Source organism: Desulfobaculum senezii (assembly GCF_054657395.1).
In genome coordinates this window covers 282,976-300,000 of sequence record NZ_BAAHYU010000002.1, presented here as the reverse complement: position 1 = coordinate 300,000, position 17,025 = coordinate 282,976, and the positions used below count along the sequence as shown (strand labels likewise).

Annotated in this window: 21 protein-coding genes (1 of these 21 only partly in view); 7 read left to right on the top strand and 14 right to left on the bottom strand. The window is 62.2% G+C overall.

Annotated elements, in window-relative coordinates:
* Nucleotides 1-1,485 carry the 5' portion of a YcaO-like family protein gene (locus ACYQ2T_RS02140; protein ID WP_459898065.1) on the bottom strand. It extends 183 nt beyond the left edge of the window, so only the first 1,485 of its 1,668 coding nucleotides appear in the window; its start codon is at nucleotides 1,483-1,485; its stop codon lies beyond the left edge, outside the window.
* A gap of 176 nt (nucleotides 1,486-1,661) precedes the next feature.
* On the opposite strand from ACYQ2T_RS02140, the gene ACYQ2T_RS02135 reads away from it, so the two are divergent.
* Complete coding sequence (locus tag ACYQ2T_RS02135; RefSeq protein WP_459898063.1) at nucleotides 1,662-2,264, top strand: YceI family protein; 603 nt, start codon at nucleotides 1,662-1,664, stop codon at nucleotides 2,262-2,264.
* 164 nt (nucleotides 2,265-2,428) lie between these two features.
* Here the strand turns inward: ACYQ2T_RS02135 and ACYQ2T_RS02130 are convergent, their stop codons facing one another.
* Entirely contained in the window at nucleotides 2,429-2,911 is a 483-nt protein-coding gene (locus tag ACYQ2T_RS02130) for an adenosine-specific kinase (RefSeq protein ID WP_404845819.1), read from the bottom strand.
* 205 nt (nucleotides 2,912-3,116) lie between these two features.
* Between ACYQ2T_RS02130 and ACYQ2T_RS02125 the strand changes: the two genes are divergently transcribed.
* From ACYQ2T_RS02125 to ACYQ2T_RS02110, 4 genes are all read left to right on the top strand, one after another.
* Nucleotides 3,117-4,103, top strand: coding sequence for a YheT family hydrolase (locus tag ACYQ2T_RS02125; protein WP_459898060.1), 987 nt, complete (start codon nucleotides 3,117-3,119; stop codon nucleotides 4,101-4,103).
* Nucleotides 4,104-4,132: 29 nt separating this feature from the next.
* Complete coding sequence (locus tag ACYQ2T_RS02120; protein ID WP_459898058.1) at nucleotides 4,133-4,636, top strand: GNAT family N-acetyltransferase; 504 nt, start codon at nucleotides 4,133-4,135, stop codon at nucleotides 4,634-4,636.
* A gap of 81 nt (nucleotides 4,637-4,717) precedes the next feature.
* On the top strand, nucleotides 4,718-5,131 hold the full coding sequence (gene msrB, locus ACYQ2T_RS02115; RefSeq protein ID WP_459898056.1) for a peptide-methionine (R)-S-oxide reductase MsrB: 414 nt from the start codon (nucleotides 4,718-4,720) through the stop codon (nucleotides 5,129-5,131).
* Between the two features lie 124 nt (nucleotides 5,132-5,255).
* Nucleotides 5,256-6,689: a DNA integrity scanning protein DisA nucleotide-binding domain protein gene (locus ACYQ2T_RS02110; RefSeq protein ID WP_459898054.1), complete on the top strand. Its 1,434-nt coding sequence runs from the start codon at nucleotides 5,256-5,258 to the stop codon at nucleotides 6,687-6,689.
* On the opposite strand, the gene ACYQ2T_RS02105 is transcribed toward ACYQ2T_RS02110, so the two are convergent.
* On the bottom strand, nucleotides 6,686-7,099 hold the full coding sequence (locus ACYQ2T_RS02105) for an Hpt domain-containing protein (protein WP_459898052.1): 414 nt from the start codon (nucleotides 7,097-7,099) through the stop codon (nucleotides 6,686-6,688). The genes ACYQ2T_RS02110 and ACYQ2T_RS02105 overlap by 4 nt on opposite strands.
* 3 nt (nucleotides 7,100-7,102) lie before the next feature.
* On the bottom strand, nucleotides 7,103-8,059 hold the full coding sequence (locus ACYQ2T_RS02100; RefSeq protein ID WP_459898050.1) for a chemotaxis protein: 957 nt from the start codon (nucleotides 8,057-8,059) through the stop codon (nucleotides 7,103-7,105).
* Between the two features lie 267 nt (nucleotides 8,060-8,326).
* Between ACYQ2T_RS02100 and ACYQ2T_RS02095 the strand changes: the two genes are divergently transcribed.
* Nucleotides 8,327-8,914, top strand: coding sequence for a dienelactone hydrolase family protein (locus tag ACYQ2T_RS02095; protein WP_459898049.1), 588 nt, complete (start codon nucleotides 8,327-8,329; stop codon nucleotides 8,912-8,914).
* Between the two features lie 221 nt (nucleotides 8,915-9,135).
* Here ACYQ2T_RS02095 and proB read toward each other — a convergent pair whose 3' ends face one another.
* The 10 genes from proB to ACYQ2T_RS02045 all read right to left on the bottom strand — a co-directional run bounded on the left by proB (nucleotide 9,136) and on the right by ACYQ2T_RS02045 (nucleotide 16,109).
* Nucleotides 9,136-10,278: a glutamate 5-kinase gene (gene proB, locus ACYQ2T_RS02090; RefSeq protein WP_459898047.1), complete on the bottom strand. Its 1,143-nt coding sequence runs from the start codon at nucleotides 10,276-10,278 to the stop codon at nucleotides 9,136-9,138.
* Nucleotides 10,279-10,325: 47 nt separating this feature from the next.
* The gene (gene obgE, locus ACYQ2T_RS02085) at nucleotides 10,326-11,342 is read right to left on the bottom strand and encodes a GTPase ObgE (protein ID WP_459898045.1); all 1,017 of its coding nucleotides are present in this window, start codon (nucleotides 11,340-11,342) and stop codon (nucleotides 10,326-10,328) included.
* Between the two features lie 93 nt (nucleotides 11,343-11,435).
* Nucleotides 11,436-11,705 (bottom strand): 50S ribosomal protein L27, encoded by a 270-nt coding sequence (gene rpmA, locus ACYQ2T_RS02080; protein WP_404845809.1) that lies wholly within the window; start codon nucleotides 11,703-11,705, stop codon nucleotides 11,436-11,438.
* Between the two features lie 21 nt (nucleotides 11,706-11,726).
* A complete protein-coding gene (rplU, locus tag ACYQ2T_RS02075; protein WP_404845808.1) occupies nucleotides 11,727-12,038 on the bottom strand; it encodes a 50S ribosomal protein L21 in 312 nt (103 codons plus the stop codon).
* An 80-nt stretch (nucleotides 12,039-12,118) separates the two neighbouring features.
* Nucleotides 12,119-13,138, bottom strand: coding sequence for a GGDEF domain-containing protein (locus ACYQ2T_RS02070; RefSeq protein WP_459898042.1), 1,020 nt, complete (start codon nucleotides 13,136-13,138; stop codon nucleotides 12,119-12,121).
* 138 nt (nucleotides 13,139-13,276) lie between these two features.
* Nucleotides 13,277-14,005 (bottom strand): ComF family protein, encoded by a 729-nt coding sequence (locus ACYQ2T_RS02065; protein ID WP_459898040.1) that lies wholly within the window; start codon nucleotides 14,003-14,005, stop codon nucleotides 13,277-13,279.
* Entirely contained in the window at nucleotides 14,006-14,644 is a 639-nt protein-coding gene (locus ACYQ2T_RS02060; protein ID WP_459898038.1) for a flavodoxin family protein, read from the bottom strand.
* Nucleotides 14,641-14,817, bottom strand: a complete 177-nt coding sequence (locus tag ACYQ2T_RS02055; protein ID WP_459898036.1) for a hypothetical protein — start codon at nucleotides 14,815-14,817, stop codon at nucleotides 14,641-14,643. Before ACYQ2T_RS02055 ends, ACYQ2T_RS02060 begins: the two co-directional genes overlap by 4 nt.
* Nucleotides 14,818-14,949: 132 nt before the next feature.
* The gene (locus tag ACYQ2T_RS02050; protein WP_459898034.1) at nucleotides 14,950-15,588 is read right to left on the bottom strand and encodes an MBL fold metallo-hydrolase; all 639 of its coding nucleotides are present in this window, start codon (nucleotides 15,586-15,588) and stop codon (nucleotides 14,950-14,952) included.
* A complete protein-coding gene (locus tag ACYQ2T_RS02045) occupies nucleotides 15,588-16,109 on the bottom strand; it encodes a nitroreductase family protein (RefSeq protein ID WP_459898033.1) in 522 nt (173 codons plus the stop codon). The genes ACYQ2T_RS02050 and ACYQ2T_RS02045 overlap by 1 nt, the downstream gene beginning before the upstream one ends.
* Before the next feature lie 160 nt (nucleotides 16,110-16,269).
* On the opposite strand from ACYQ2T_RS02045, the gene ACYQ2T_RS02040 reads away from it, so the two are divergent.
* Nucleotides 16,270-16,980, top strand: a complete 711-nt coding sequence (locus tag ACYQ2T_RS02040) for a molybdopterin-dependent oxidoreductase (protein WP_459898031.1) — start codon at nucleotides 16,270-16,272, stop codon at nucleotides 16,978-16,980.
* The last annotated feature ends 45 nt before the right edge of the window (nucleotides 16,981-17,025 follow it).

The window sequence follows — 17,025 nt, the reverse complement described above, 5'->3', positions numbered from 1 at the left end:
CGTGGCGATGCTGCCGGTGGACATATCCGGCAGGGATTCCAGCGTCACCACGGGGAGGTCCTCCGGTCCCGGCGTCGACGGCGGGCCAAAGGGGAAGGGATACGGCACCTCAAGAATTGCCGACAGCGCCGCACGTGCGCCCGAGAGCTTGGCCGAGGCCCCTTTCACCACCTGCCCCTGCGGGCCGATGGCAAAGGCCTTGTAGCACGGGATACCCAGCTCGCTGGTGCACTCCTGCAGGAGAACATCCACGCCGCGGCGGGAGTACTTCGCCAGTAAAGCGGCGACGTCTTTGTCGTCCGACCGCACGCGAAGCCACGTGCGCGGGTCCACGGGTGTGGTTGTCTCCGCGTCGCGCTCGATGATTTCCAGAAGCGCCCCAAGGCGCGCCTGCTGCATGGTATTCCCCGACGCCAGACCGGTTGAGCCGAGCCCGCCGTAGAACCCCTGCTCGTCAAGGTTGGCAAACAGCGCGATGAACTGCGCCGGAACATGTACCATAGCCCCACCCGCGTTCTCACACGGGAGCCAGTGCAGCGGCTCATTACTATAAGAGGCATCAAGGGGAAGGTCGTTTGGGTCCAGCGCGGCGCTCCCCTGCTCCAGAAGTTCCGAGCGGCGCGCGCGGACCAGCTCCCGGCCCGAGGCGCAGTCCGGAAGCGCGAGGCCATCCACGCTCACCCAGCTGGAATAGCGCTCCACAATCTCCATCAGCAGAGCGGCCTGTGCGGCGTCAAAGGCTACGCCCCGTCCATAGGACATATGCTGGCCGGACACGGTGTAGTCCAACGCGCCATTACGGACGCTGATTGACGTTTCCCACCCCCGCACTAGCCCAACGGGGGACAGGGAATCCATATGCCGCGCCTGCGCGCCAAGGGACACACCAGCACGTTCCAGCGCGGCTTCGGCGCGGCGCGCGGTCTCCGCCGCCGAGGGATAGCGCTCCTTGGCGGGGCGCAGGGCGAGCGCCTCGCGCACATCCGCCACATGGACAAAGTCGTCCCCGGCAGTCTTCACAGCTTCTGCGGAATACGGCAGGTCCAGCCCCTGCTGGCGGATGTCCTCCAACGGCGCGTGGTCCGCAATATTCGCCTGAAACGCCATGGTCCACTTCCGGTGCGCGTCGGCCTCCGGACCACGGGCGGCGCGCAGGTCCACTAAAGGAGATGCCGCCTGCTCCGCAAGCGTTGCGGGACCGGACAGCCCAAGGCGCTGGGCAACATCCGGTTTGCCCTGCACGGCTTCGCGGAGAAGCCCCGTCACCACGGGATCGGCGCGGCTTCGCTCCAGAAGGTCCGCCATTTCGGCTTCATCGCAGGCCGCAACATGACGCAGGGCGGCGCGGCGCATGGCATCGTCCATAGGCGCGGCGCGCAGGTGCGCAAGCATGGCGTCCAGCGTCATGTCCTCCTGAGGCAGGCAGGCGCAAAAGCCAACAGTGGCGTGGGTTTCGAGGAGTGTGAATGCGTACTCCGTGGTCATGGGCTGTGGTCTCCTTGCTGAAAATTCCATCATGGGGACGTAAGACATAGCCAAAAGCCCGCCATGAAACAACAACCAGCGCATTGCCCCCGCTCCCGATTGGGCTGGTCCACGGGGCAGGGTTTACGCTATACTGGCGGAAGGTCCATCAACCGCATTCCACAAGGAGAAGCACCATGCCTCATATTCGCCGCGGTATCGCCTGCCTGACCATCGCCCTGTGCGTTCTGTTCGCCAGCCCCGCTCTGGCCCGGGACTGGAGCGTGGATACAGACCATTCGCAGGCCGTTTTCACCATTACGCACATTGTGGGGAAGGTGACGGGGTTCTTTAATGACATTACGGGGACCATCTCTTTTGACCCCAAGCACCCCGAAGCAGGCGTCATCGACATCTCCATTGGGATTGATTCCATCAACACCGGCATTGCCAAGCGCGACGCACACCTGAAGACGGCGGACTTTTTCGACACCGCCAAGTACCCGCGCATGAGCTTTGTCAGCGACGACATCGTCGCCCGCGGCGATGGCTGGTTTGAAGCGCGCGGCACCTTCACCCTGAAGGAAACCAGCAAGGACATCACGCTGCCGTTTACGGTGCTGGGGCAAAAGCCGCACCCGGCGCCCGACTTTGAGGGCAAGCCCGTGCTGGGCTTTCAGGGACGCTTTGACCTCGACCGCCTTGCCTACGGCGTCGGCTCCGGCACCTTCCACAAGATGGGACTGGTGGACAATATGGTGGCGGTAACGCTGTATACGGAGCTTTTGCCTGCCGAGTAAGTTCCGAACGCGGCAGACACACAAACGCGGCGCGTCCCTCAGGGGATGCGCCGCGTTTTTCTGTATGGCGGTGGTGGGCATTACCTGCCCATAGGCTGGAGCCGAAGAAGTGGGCGGCCTGCCGGGGCAGATCTGCTCCGCGCCCCCGCGCGGGTGGCGCCGCGTTAGGCCTTGTAGCCGATGGTCCGCAGGAACTGCTTACGCGCGGCCACGTCGTCTTCGCGCTCCACGCCAGCGGAGGCATAGCCGTCGATAACGCCCATAATGCCGCGCCCCTGCTCGGTTTCGGCCACGATAACCTCAGTGGGGTTGGCCGTCGCGCAGAACAGGCGCACCACTTCGGGCACGTTCTGGATGGTATTGACGATGTTGATGGGGAACATATCCTTCATGAACAGGATGAAGGCATGGCCGCAGGACAGGGCCTTGGCGTTCTTTCGCGCCAGTTCCACGCATTCTTCGTCGGTTCCGGTCAAACGGATAAGGCGCTTGTCGGACGCCTCGCAAAAGGCGAGGCCGAACTTGGCAAAGGGTACCGTGGAGACCACAGCCTCATGGATGTCTTCCACCGTCTTAATGAAATGGGACTGTCCGAGGATGAAGTTCATCTCTTCGGGCTTGTCGATACGCACAGTGGTCAGTTGCATGATGCAGTCCTCCGCCCCTAGGGCATGTATCAGAGTTGATTGAACTTCCTGGAAGTAGGATGCCCGGGCATAGTACGAAACCTCGCCCCGCAGGGCAATCGTCATTCGAGGGGACATGGCGGCGCGCTGGCGCAGTGGGAGCGATTCATCACTTGCCCGCGCAGGCCGACATGGCTACCCTGCCTGACTTCAAGGAGCCGAAACAATGCCAGTATTGCCCATACCCGACTATGCACCGCCAACGCTCTTAGCCAATGCGCATGTGCAGAGCGTTGCGCCATCCCTGATGCGACCCACGCCGAAGGTGGACTATGTCCGCGAGCGCATCCCCACCCCAGACGGCGACTTTTTGCTGCTGGATTGGAGCTTCACGAAGCGCACCGCCACCACCAGCCGCCTTGCCATCATCACCCACGGGCTGGAAGGCCACTCCCGCCGCAAGTACGTCTGCGGCATGGCCCGCGCCCTGAACGCCGCGGGCTGGGACGTGCTGGCGCGCAACTGCCGCGGCTGCGGCGGTGAAATGAACGCCACGCCGCGCTTTTACCACAGCGGCGAAACCGACGACCTGCACACCACCGTCACCCACGCGCTGTCCTTTGACCGCTACAGCTCCATTGCCCTTGTGGGCTTTAGCATGGGCGGCAACCAGACCCTGAAATATCTGGGTGAAGCGCCCTCCCGCGTGCCGGAGGAAATCAGCGCCGCTGTTGCCGTCTCCGCCCCGTGCGACCTTGTGGACTCCGTCCACGCCTTGGAAACCCGCCACTCCGGGCGCTTTTATACGGAATACCTGCTGCGCAGCCTGCGGGACAAAATCCGCCAGAAGCATGAACGCTTTCCGGATGTTTTCGATATTTCGGACCTGAGCCGCGTGACCACGTTCCGCCATTTTGACGAGCGCTTCACCGCGCCGCTGTTCGGCTTTGCCAGCGCCGAGGACTACTGGACCCGCGCCAGCTCGCGCCCCGTCCTGCCAAACATTGCCGTGCCCACGCTGATGATCAACGCGCAGGACGACCCCTTCCTTGGTGAAGACAGCTTCCCCGAGCGCGAGGCCCGCGACAATCCCAACCTGTATCTGGAAACGCCCCGCGCCGGAGGCCATGTCGGGTTCATCCAGCTGGACTCCGACGGCACCTTTTGGTCCGAGGCGCGCTGCGCGGCCTTTCTTGCCACGCATGGCGCGTAGCGCCCCTTCACCTCAACCACCATATCCGCATGCAGACACAACTCCGCCCCGCACGGCCAGAAGACATCCCCGCCATTCTCGCCCTCAATGAAGCCGCAGTCCCCGCCGTAAACAGCGTGGACCAAGACTTCATGGCCTGGTCCATCCGCGAAGCCGCTTTCTTTCAGGTGGCCTGCACCTCAGCTCAGGACGACATCCTCGGCTTTATGATTGGCCATACCCCAGACGTCACCTACGCCAGTGAAAACTTTCGGTGGTTTTGCGCGCACTATCCGTCCTTTGTCTATGTGGACCGCATCGTGGTCGCGCCGCGCGCCAAGCGCATGGGTGTTGGCACCGCGCTGTACGACGCCGTCTCCACCGTGGCGCAACAGCTGGACTGCCCATCTGTCACCTGCGAGGTGAATACCCGCCCCCGCAATGGCGACTCCCTCGCCTTCCACCACCGCTACGGCTTCCACGAAGTGGGCGCGCAGGAGACAAAGAACGGCACGGTTGCCGTTTCCCTGCTTTTGAAAGACCTCAAGGCCTGATACATTCACGAAAGCCAAAAAGCGCGCCGCCCCCCCCAAGCGGTAGCGGCGCGCCCTTTCCTCAAGCGCAGGAGGCCGAACGTGACGGACAAAATTCGCAAAACCGACGAAGAATGGCGCGCTCAGCTAACGCCGGAGCAATTCAACATCTGCCGCAAGCGCGGAACAGAGGCGGCATTTTCCGGTGAATTCGCGTCCTTTAAGGGCGATGGGGAGTACACCTGCGTGTGCTGCGGCAACACGCTGTTCCGCTCCGCAGACAAATTCGACTCCGGAACGGGCTGGCCCAGCTTTATGGCCCCTGCCGCGCCGCACGCCGTTGAAGAAAAACGCGACACGTCCCATGGCATGATACGCACGGAAGTCATCTGCGCCCGCTGCGACGCCCACCTTGGGCATGTGTTCCCGGATGGACCACCGCCAACGGGCATGCGCTACTGCATCAATTCCGTATGTCTGGAGTTTGTCCGCGCAGGAAAAAACGCGCCATCCTAGCGCCATTGGCGGTGTGGAGCACGCCCCGCCCCCATCATGCCATACAGGAAAAACGCCGCCGGGCTTGAATTCCTTTCGTTTTGTGGCAATCATTGGTCAGCCTGCAACACAAAACGGAGAACCGATGCTCGACGACGCCTACCGCAACCTGTGCATCTATCACATTCACGACGGCCTCCGGGACGGCCTGTCGCACTTTTCCCAATCCAGCCGCGCCGCGCTTATCTACGCGGAAACGCCGCACAGCGCCCCGCGCATTCACGACCCGCAAAACCTCTTGCGCGGGCATGAACCCATGCTGGAAAAAGTTTTTTTCAAGGACGCCACATGGCGGCAATGCCCCGGCAAGGTTGCCTCCATCCCGCCCTTTGAACAAATTTTGTGCGACCCCTTACCCATGTCCGGCCTCATCAACGTCGGCGCGCGCTCGCGGGCTATCTTTCACCAGACGTGGTTTACGGAGCACCACCCGGACCTGTGCTCCACGGGGCCGACGGAACGCTGGCTGGAGCATGCGTCGTGGATGCTGTCGCAGGCGTTTGCCTCGGACAACGTCCTGCATCTGGACCTTGCAGGGGCCGTGCTTCAGGGCTGGGCCACCCACGCCGTGCGCAATTTCATTGTGGATCAGCGCGCCGAAGCCATGGGCATGGACACGAAACTGCGCATCTATCCCACACTGGACGCCATCCTGAGCATCTCCAAAACGCTGGAGGAAGGCGCATGGGCGCGCGGGCGGCTGTGCTTTGTGGAACCGGGGGATATCGACAGCGTGACCTATCTGGCCAAATTCACGCGCGATGAGCGCCCGGTACTGCAAAACCACAAGCATGTGCGCAAGCTGCTGCTCTCGGTTGAGGATTCGCCCTACGCCTTGGTGTCCGACGGCGCGAGCATTGTTGGCATTGGTATGCCGCCCTATCCCGGCGCATGTGTTCTGGCGGAATTTCGCGGGAATTATGGCTTTGTGCGGCTGGGAGAGGAAAAGGTGTGCAGCTTCTTTGACGGGGCTTTTCATTCCACCACGCGCCGGGCGAACCTTGTGCAGTTGGAGGAACTGCTGCTGGAAAGCCGTCTCGACGCAACTCAGCGCCATGCGCTGTTCACCATTGTGTCGGACATTGTCCACAGCACGCAGGAGCGCAAGCACGGCTGCACGCTGGTGCTTGATTTCTCCTGCCCGCACATTCCCATCGCGGGCCAGCATTTGGAGAACCCCATCAGTCTGCATAACCCGCATATGCTGCATGTGGCCAAGGCGCTGGCCAAGGTGGACGGCGCCCTGCACATCTGCGCGGACGGCACCCTGCACGGTTTTGGCTGTCTGTTGGATGGCGAGCGTGTTGTCGCCGAGGACCGCTCGCGCGGGGCGCGGTACAATTCCGCGCTGCGTTTCACGGCGGGGCATGATGACCTTGTGGTCATTGTGGTGTCGTCGGACCGTCCCATGTCCATTATTCAAGGCGGCGTAGAAGTGACGGCGGCGTGCCCCCTGCCCCCGCTGGCTGGAAGCTGTGGCACCCCGCCCCACCTTGAGGACTGGATAGCGGACGCTTAATCCCGCTGGCGGACGCGGGCAAAGTCAAGGGCGCTGCGCAGATCCGCAAGCTGCTCCGTCACGTCCCGGTCCGCGCAATCGGGCACGTCGTCAATGAGCTCACGCAGGGCGTCCACGCCTTCCAAAAGCGCGGTGACAAGGTCGCTGTCGGCCTGAATCTCACCCGTGCGCACGCGCCCTAGCAGATTCTCCAACCAGTGCGAGACCCGCTCAATGCTGTGCAGCTTGAGCAGTCCGGCTCCCGCCTTGACGGAGTGAGCGGCCCGGAACACGCTGTTGAGCAGTTCATCTTCATCCGCAGCGGTGTGCTCCTCCAGCTCCAACACGCCCGTCTCAAGCTCCGAGAGCCGCTCGCGCGATTCTTCAATGAACGCGTCGAGCACTTCCTTATCCTGCGAAAAATCCATCATGGACTACTCGCCCCCAGCTGGCTGGCCTTCAAGTATGGCAATGGCTCGCTCCGCCATGGAATCCATGTCCGGCTTGGAAATCTGCTCCGCCGCGCCCACGGATTCACCCTTGTGCCGCAGTTCCTGTGTAATAAGTGATGAATACAAAATCACCGGAATATCCTTGGACATCTCGTTGTCCTTGATGTTTTTCGTCAACGTAAAGCCATCCATGAGTGGCATTTCAATGTCCGCGATGACAATGTCCAAAAAGTCGCCGATGGGACGGCCTTCGCCCTTGGCGCGCTCGGAGATGCTCTCCACAAGGTCCAGCGCCTCCTGCCCGTTGTTGACGATTTGCAGGTCAAAGTTGGCGGCTTCCAAATTCTTGCGCAGCATCAGCCGGATGGTTGGGGAGTCGTCCGCCACCACGGCGCGGTAGCGCTTGGAGGCAATAACGCTTGGCGCTTCATCGTCCTTCATGCTTTTTGGCTCAAGGGCGGAAATAATCTGCTCCAGGTCCAGCAGCTGGATGAACCTATCCTCGCGCCGCACCATGCCGATGATGCTGGATGTGCCCATGCGGTTGACGTACTTGTGCGGCGGGGCCACATCGCGCCAGCCTACGCGGTGAATCTCCGTCACGCCAGAGACAAGGAATCCGGTCACGGCCTTGGAAAATTCCGTCACCATGACCACCTCGTACTCGTGGGGGTCGCGCTCAATGCCAAGCCACACCGCAAGGTCCAGTACCGGGACGATGTGCTTGCGCAGGGAAATGGTTCCCATATAGCACGGGTTGGATGCCGATTCCGGTGGATCAAGGTCCGGACTTTCGATGACCTGCATCACCTTGGCGACGTTGACGCCAAAAAAGCTCGGCGCCGGACGTCCGCCCCCGGGGACCTGCTCGTTGATGAACAGCTCCAGTATTTCCAACTCGTTGGTTCCGGTTTCCAGCAGAATATCGGTCTTCGCCATACCAGCCTCCCATAGACGGTCTTCACGGCCCTACTCTGCACCACTCCACTGTCCTTTCTACCCTTGCAAAAGCCTTTACGCAATATACGATGCCCGATTCGGCGGTGCATCGCCCGCTTTTCCCCCGCGCGCAGGGGCCAATGCGTTCTGGCAGGAACACACTGCAGCGGTGCGGCCCGCACGTTCCGGACGAAACAGGTGACAAACGGCGCAATTTAAGGAATGGCTAGGGGCGAAGCAACGACCGCAAGCAGAAGGTGGACGCCAATGCAGATACTTCTTGCAACGGAAATCTGGGGACGAACCCCACATGTGGATATGATGGCCGACACGTTTCGGCGCGTTGCCACTTCGGTAACGGTGGTGGACCCGTACGATGGAGCGGACCAAGGCTTTGTCAGCGAAGGGGAAGCTTACGCGCGCTACGTTGAAGCTGGTGGGCTGGAGGCCTACACCCGCCGCGTCCGGGAGACGCTGGCGTCGATGCCGGGGCCGGTGGCGCTGGTTGGATTCAGCGCCGGAGCCGGGGCGGTATGGGCCGCCGCGCGGGAGACGTCTCCGGTCCCCCTCCTCGCGGTTCTATGTTTTTACGGCTCGGCCATCCGGACCATGATGGACACGCCCCCGCAAGCGCCAACAGACGCCATCTTCCCCGCGCACGAGCCGCACTACTGCGTGGACGATGTGATTTGCGTACTCAACCGCGCGCCGAACGTGCACTGCCACACCACGCCCCATGGGCACGGCTTCATGAATCCACTGTCTGTCAACTACGCCCCAAGCGCTGCGGCCAAGTGGCTGGTCTGGGCGCAAACGCGCCTGACGACCGTGGCCAAGAACGCCGAAGCCCTCTAAGTTCTGCCCGCACCCGGCGCATTCCCCGCGCGGTTTTCGCGCGGCCTTGCGGCGAACGCTTCTGCGCGGCCCTGCCCCTGACGACGCACCCTGCGTCCCCTGCGGGGCATGGCGCAGAGTACCACCCCACCGCCGCCGTCCCCGCCCCGGACCCCAGCCGCAAAAAAAATCCCCCGCTCACAGGGAACGGGGGATGAAAAATGCCTCGCTGATGCGCCACATCAAATGGCGGCGTCCAGCAGCATATTGTCGCGGTGGATGGCCTCGGGGTAGGGGCACGCGCCGAGCACCTCTTCGATTTCGCTACTGCGGCGGCCCATGATTTCCCGCAGGTCCTCGTCGGAATAGTTGGAGAGGCCAACGCCGATAACGTCGCCGGATCCATCCAGCACACGCACCAACGCACCATGTCCAAAGGAGCCTTCAACGCCCACGATTCCGGCGGGAAGCAGGCTTTTGCCGTGCCATACCAGCGCCTTGGCCGCTCCGGCGTCCACCTTGACGCTGCCGTCCGGGACCTTGTTGTAGGCCAGCCAAAACTTTCTGCGCGAGATGGTTTCGTGCTCCGGCACCACCCATGTGCCGATGTTCTCGCCCGAGAACACGCGCTCCAACACGTAGCGCTCCGCGCCGGAAACAATGAGGGTGGGCACGCCCAGCTGGGCCACGCGGCGCGCGGCAAGCAGCTTGGAATACATGCCGCCGGTCCCTGCGGAGGTTTTGCCGTCGCAGGTGGAGTCGATGTCCATGCACGAGATATCCTCAATGCACTGCAGGCACTCGGCATCCGGATTCTGATCCGGGTTGGAGTCGTACACGCCGGAGGCGGACGTCATATTGATGAGCAGGTCCGCGTGGACAAGGTTGACCACAAGGCTCGCCAACGCGTCGTTGTCACCGAATTTCAATTCCTTGACGGCGTCGGCAATGGTGTCGTTTTCATTGACGATGGGGATGGCCTTCCAGTCAAGGAGCTTGTGGAAGGTATTCCATGCATTCAGGAAACGGCCGCGGTTGCGCAGGTCGTCACGCGTCAGCAGAATCTGCGCGGAGACCTTGCCATAGCGCGCAAAGGCTTCGTCATAGGCATGCATCAGGCGGCTCTGGCCAATGGCCGAAGCGGCCTGCCGCTCGGGAACGCCCGTGATGGCGGTGTCCAGAACGCGGCGTCCGGCGGCAACTGCGCCGGAGGAGATAAGAACAACGTCCAGTCCCCTGTCGTGCATGGCGGCCATCTGGTCCGCCAGCCGGTTCACAACGCGCATATCCAGACCGTCCGGTCCGGTCAGGACGGCGCTGCCGACCTTGATGACCACACGCTTGGCGTCCTTGATGACGTGTTGTCTCTGCTCTTTCCAGTCCATTTCAGGCCTTCCGGGTCGTGTGTAACCTTCCATCCGGTCCAAACCGCTCAGCTCTCCGTGTCCGTATGGTACAACCGCCACATTTCATTCACAAGCTCTTCCACTCCGTCGCCATTGAGGGCGGAGATGAAAAAGACCTTCCGGCCGTCATCCTCGGCGCGCTGGCGGAGCGCGGCAAGGTCGTCCTCGCTAAGCAGGTCAATCTTGTTGATGACCGCCAGCTGGTGCCGGTGTGCCAACTCATCATTATAGCGGGCCAGCTCGTCATTGAGCATGTCGAAGCCTTCCCACGGGGATTCCACGTCAAGGTCCTCGGCGCTGAGGATGTGGACGAGGAAGCGCGTGCGCTCCACATGCTTAAGGAAAGTGTGCCCAAGGCCCTGCCCTTCGTGCGCGCCCTCGATAAGCCCCGGAATGTCGGCCACGACAAAGTGGTCGCCCACTTCATTGATAAGCACGCCAAGGTTCGGGGTCAGGGTGGTGAAGGGATAGGGAGCAATCTTGGGACGCGCCGCAGAAATGGTGGAGATGAAGGTGGACTTGCCCGCGTTGGGCAGGCCCAACAGCCCCGCATCGGCGAGGATTTTCAGCTCAAGGCGCAGGGTCCTTTCTTCATTTTCGCCGCCGGGCTGGGCAAAGCGCGGCGTGCGCATGGTGGAGGACTTGAAGCGCTCGTTGCCAAAGCCGCCGCGTCCGCCTTTGCAGACCACAACCTGCATGTCCGGGTCCGTCAGGTCGGCGAGGAGGCTTTCGGTGCCTTCCTCGTCAATCTCATAGAGCAAGGTGCCAACGGGGACATCAATGACGAGGTCTTCGGCGTTTCTGCCAAAGCGCTGCTTGCCCATGCCGGGCTGGCCGTTTTTGGCCTCGTACAGGCGCTTCAGGCGAAAGTCGTACAACGTCAACAGCTTATCGGACGCACGGAAGATGACGTCGCCGCCTTTGCCGCCGTCGCCGCCATCGGGTCCGCCTTTGGGCACATGGGCCTCGCGCCGAAACGACACGCAGCCATGCCCGCCCTTGCCGGAACGCACTGTAATCCGTGCTTCATCTACGAAGCGCATAGGTAACTCCCCGCGCGAGATACTCGCGCATAAAAAACGGGCGGATAGCGCAAAGCTGCGCCATCCGCCCCGGAAAGTGCTCGACCGCTGAGACTATGCCTCAGAGGGAACCACGCAAACCCGGGTCTTAACTTTCTTCCGGCGCGTGAACTTTTCAAATTTGACTTCGCCGTCGGTGAGGGCGAACAGGGTGTAATCCCTGCCAACACCAACGTTCTCGCCAGCGTGGTACTTGGTGCCCAGCTGACGAACGAGGATGTTGCCCGCGAGGACCTGCTGGCCACCGAAGCGCTTAACGCCTCGTCTCTGACCGATAGAATCGCGACCGTTTCTCGAGCTACCGCCCGCTTTTTTATGAGCCATTTCAGTACTCCTTTACTGACCTTAGGCCTCGATGGCCTTGATCTTGATAGTGGTGAAGTCCTGCCTGTGGCCCTGCTTCTTCTGGGAATCCTGGCGGCGGCGCTTGTGGAAGACGATAATCTTCTTTTCGCGGCCGTGCTCGACCACTTCGCAAGAAACCTTGGCGTTTTCGACGTAGGGCTCGCCCACGGTCACTTCGCCAGACTTATCCACCAGCAGAACCTTGTCCAGAACCAGCTCGGAACCGGCCTCTGCCTGAATCTTCTGAATGTCAATCGTGCGGCCTTCCTCAACACGGAACTGCTTGCCGCCGGACTCAACTATTGCATACATGACCTATTACCTCCAAAGAAAGAGAGAGGGGTAGATATCCGACAAATGCAGAAAAAGTCAACCCCTCACGCTTGAGTTTTTTAATTTGCCTCATAAGCGGACACGCGGTTCCGTCCGCTCCTCTTTGCATCATAAAGAGCGGCGTCCGCCCCTTGCACTAACCGCTCGGCGTGGCTGTCTTCCCATTTTTCATCAAACTGCGCAACACCAATAGATATGGTCAACGCAACATTCCGCTCCAAAACATCGCCGTCCACGCTTTTGATCTCAAAGCGGTACTTCTCAATGCTGGCACGGATATGCTCTGCCATGTCAATGGCTTGCTCCAGCGTCATGCCGGGCGCAATCACCACAAATTCTTCACCGCCATACCGCGCTGGCAGGCATTTGCCGTCCGCGCGCCCTTTCACCCCTTGGGTAATAAGGTGCGCCACAAGCTTCAGCGCCTGATCGCCAATCTGATGGCCATAGGCGTCGTTAATGCGCTTAAACAGATCAATATCCAGCATGAGCAGACTCAGCGGCCCGTCACGCTCTTCGCCGCACTGGCGCTGCAGTTCATCATCAAAGCGCCTGCGGTTGGCCAGCCCGGTCAGGGCGTCGGTATTGGCCGCGCGGTGCAGGTCTATTGCGTCCTGCCCCATGGCGTCCACCAACTGCTTAAACGAACGGCGCAGCGACTCCACCATCTTTTCCGTAGGCATGCCGCTTTGCACGGTTTGCACCGTTTCCTCGCCGAGGTTTTGCACCTCGCCCGTGCGGCGGGAAAACAGCTGCCCGAACTCCTCCAGCAGCGCCGAGGATTCCTCCAAGGCGGCCTTAAGGCGCTCGCGGTAGTCCGTGGTCAGGATTTCTTCCTGCCGCCTCGCCACTTCGTCATAGCGCTCGTCGCTGAAGTCGCGGCGGCGGATGAGGTCAAGAAACAGCTCGTGGATGGCGGCCTTTTGTCCGTCGGACAACGTATCGTTGTACTCAAGGCTCCGCATATAGAGGATAAGCGAGTACCACCTCGGCTCCGAGGGGACTCCCGCCTTGGACAAAAGCCGGCACAGGTGCTGTTGTTCCGGCGCGGTGCAGGGGGTGGTATCCTGTTTACTCATGGATAGACGACACTGCGGGTTGATGGTTCCTCGTACGGCCAAGCCGCCGATAGAGCCGCATCCCGGCTGTTTTAGACCGGGCGCGCTCCGTTCATCTTCGGCCATGGTAGCGGACTCTGCCCACGCCGACCAGCATTTTCACGCCTCCGGCGTTCTGGCCAGCACGGCCACATCCACCCGCGCCGCCCCGGCGCGCTCAAGGGCGCGCGTTGCGGCCTCCAGCGTGCCGCCCGTCGTCAGAATATCATCCACGAGCAAAATATTGCGCCCGGCAACGCGGCCCGCATCCGCACCAAACGCGCCGCGTACATTCTCGCGCCGGACCGCGGCGCTCAGCCCCACCTGTGGGCGGGTGGCGGCATGGCGTTTAAGGGCGTGGGCATCCACGCATGCCCCGCTCGCGGCAAGCCCGCGCGCCACTTCTAAACTCTGATTAAAGCCACGCTCCCGCAGGCGGACCGGATGCAGCGGGATGGGAACCACGCTCCACGAGGGCGCCTCGGCAGGGTCGCTGCCCGGCCACCCACCGCGCTGGCAGGCCTCGCGCAGTAGCCGCTGGAGCAAGCGCCCGCGGCCAATACGGCCAGTGAACTTATAGTCCAGCACCAACCGCCGCAGCAGGCCGTCGTAGACTCCGGAAAAATACAAGCTGTCCCATGGTCGCGGCTCCCGGCGGCATGCGCCGCACAGATAGATGCCGCCGGACGGGGCAGGATACAGCGCGCCGCAGGCAGGACAGTAGCCCGTGGTCCGCGGGGCCAACTCGCGCGCGCAAGCGGAACACAGCCCGCGCTCGCCCGGCTCAAGGGCCACACCGCACGCGCCGCAGCGTGCGCCACAGACCGCCTGGACAAGGCGCCGCAGCACTTAGGCTCTCCGCTCCTCCACAGAGGTTGCCGCAGGGGCATGCTCGGCGGCCACAGCGCGGCCAAGCTCAATAAGCTGGGTTGAGCCGGAGACATCGGCCTCCAGGTCGCCGCTTTCGTCAATGCCCTTAAACAGTAGCGGCTCCTGCATCTCAAAATTGAAGACATCAAGAAAATACTTCAGCGTGAGCAGGCTGCCTTCAAAGAGCTTGTCGCCGTGTTTACGCCCTGCCAGCAGGGAAACATAGGCCTTGCGGCGCGGCAGTGCGCGCATACATTCGTCGCCGTCCAGTTTGCGCAGATAATGACATTGGCTGCGGTCTATCCACGCCTTGAGCTGGGCCGGAACGTGATAATAATAGATGGGCGAGGACAGGAACAGGTACGGCGCAGTCAGCATACCCTGAAACAGCCGTCCGCTATGGTCCATGTCCGTCAGGTAGCAGGCCCGCTTCGGATCATGCTTGCACCGATAGCAGGAGACGCACGGCTCCACCCGGTAGCGCCGCAAAAAGTCTACGGCGATGTCTCCCGCGCCTTGGGCGAAGAGGAGCGCGGCCTTGTCGCTGTTGCCGCCCGGCCGCGGGCTGCACGACATGACGAACGGAGTGCCGCCATTTTGCGCATTGTGCACCGTCATGATTTCTCCCTCAGTGTATGGACGAACCGTGCGCGAACATGGTCGCCCTCGTCGGCGGCATCAAGCCGCCAGCTGTCGTTTGTGGCGCGCTGGTCTTCCAATGACGCCAGCACGTCCTTGCGGACAAGCACTTCTATGACCGAAGCGCGGGACAGGCGAAGGTACCACCCCACCTCAAGCCCGACGCCTCAGCACTTGCCTCGCAGGTCCAGAAAAACCGTTTCGTTATCGCTAGTCATGTCCCAAAGGCTCCACGCCGCACGCGCGGCCGGACGCGCAGGGCGTCCGGCCGCGGGGCGATGTCGCTAAAATCCCATCCCGGGCGCGCCGGGCTGAAAGAACGGGTTGTGCGCCTTTTCGTCGCCAACGCTGGTGGCCGGACCGTGGCCCGGATACAGCGTGGTGTCCTCCGGCAGGGTAAAGATGCCCTGCTCCACGGAGCGCACCAACGTCGGCGTGCTGCCGCCGGGAAAATCCGTGCGGCCAATGGAGCGCGCAAAAATCAGGTCGCCCACAAAGGCCGCGCCCTCGCCGGGGAACACAAAGGTCAGGCTGCCGGGCGTATGCCCCGGCGTCGCCACAATTTGGCACTCTTCGCCAACAAAGGTCGCGGCGCCCGGAGCGATAGGGGCAAAGTCAAACAGCTCCACCTTGGGCAGGCCCATGGCGCCGCCGGCGCCGACCTCAGTCTCCAGCAGAAAGCCGTCCTCGGTGTTGGCGGCGATGGTAGCACCAGTCTCGCGCGCCAACTTGGCCGCGCCGTAAATATGGTCAAAGTGCAGATGCGTGATGAGCACATGCGTCAGGGTCAGGTTCTCCTGCCGGATGACGTCCAACACGCTGGCAGGGTCACCCCCGGGATCGATAAACACGGCCTGTCCTCCGCTGGAGAGCAGATAGCCGTTGGTTTGCAGGGGGCCGAGGGCGTAGGTCCGAATCTGCATCAAAACTCCTCAATAAGCAGCTTTTCAAGCGGCTCGCGCGAGCTGGCACCCGGATGCGCGGGATGGCCGACGGCAATAAAGGCCATCACCTCATACCGCTCCGCGTCCAGCTTCAGGGCGTCCAGCACCTGCTGCGGTTGATTAATAATTTCTCCAAGCCACACCCCGCCAAGGCCAAGGGCGTGCACGCCAAGCAGCATATTCTGTATGCAGGCCCCGGCGGTTTGGTGGTCCTTCAGCGGCGAATACATGGCGTCCTTATCGAGAAAAACGCCCACGAGCAAACCGCACGCGCGCACAACGGCGGCGTATTTGGTGCACCCCGCTAGGGCTTCAAAGCGCGGATCGTCCGGCCACAGACACATAAACCGCCACGGCTGATTGTTCAGCCCGCTGGGGGCCCAGCGTCCGGCCTCCAAAATGGCAAGCGCCTCGTCGCGCGTTATAGGAGCATCGGTGAATTTCCTTACACTGCGGCGCTCAAAAAGCGTCTTGAATACTGGATTATCGCTGAGTTCCATACGCTTCTCCTTTGCAATTTCTGCTTTGCCACGGTGAACAACATTGTCGAAATACCAAACAATGTCCACCCCCAGACATGTTTCGGTACACAACATTGCACCAGCAACCGTCATATCCTACAGTGAGGTGCCCCCGTCACGTCCAGCCCAGGAGGTCCCCATGCCGCATCTGCCCTTTTCGCCCCTGCGCCGCGCGCTGCTCCTTGGCGCGCTCACGCTGCCGGTGAGCATTGCCCTGCCCGCACCGGTACGCGCGGCCATGCGCCGGGCCTTTCCCACCCGCACCGTGGAGCAGGACCTGCCCGCCTTTTCCCCGCGCACGGGCATGCTGGAATTTCCTGACGGCACGGACGCGCCCTATGTCCTACGCATTGACGGGCTGGTGCAGGCGCCAGCCGCCCTTGCCTATGCGGACCTCACCGCCCTGCCGCAGGTGGAGCAGACCTCGGACATGCACTGCGTAGAGGGGTGGTCCGTCCAGAACATCATGTGGGGCGGCGTACGCCTGAAAACACTGCTCGACCTTGCCCAAGCTGACAAGGCGGCGCGGTATGTGGTCTTTCACGCCCTTGGCGCCACGCCGCGCGGTCCGGATGGTCTGCGGGCCTATGTGGAGTGCATGTCCATTGCGGACCTGACGGACCCCGCGCAGGACTGCCTGCTGGCCCTGCGCATTGGCGGCGCTCCCCTGCCGCATGACCGCGGCGCGCCCGCACGGCTTGTTGCGCCCTATCAGCTGGCCTACAAAAGCATCAAATTCGTGCACAGGCTGGAGGTCACGCGCGAGGCCCGCGACGGCTGGTGGACCGCGGCCAACCCCATCTACCCGCGGAATGCGCCCGTGCCGAAGCGCCGCCTGCGCGCGCCATAGGCGCATGTGTCTTGAACTCCTCGCCGCGCCGGGGTATGCACCGCT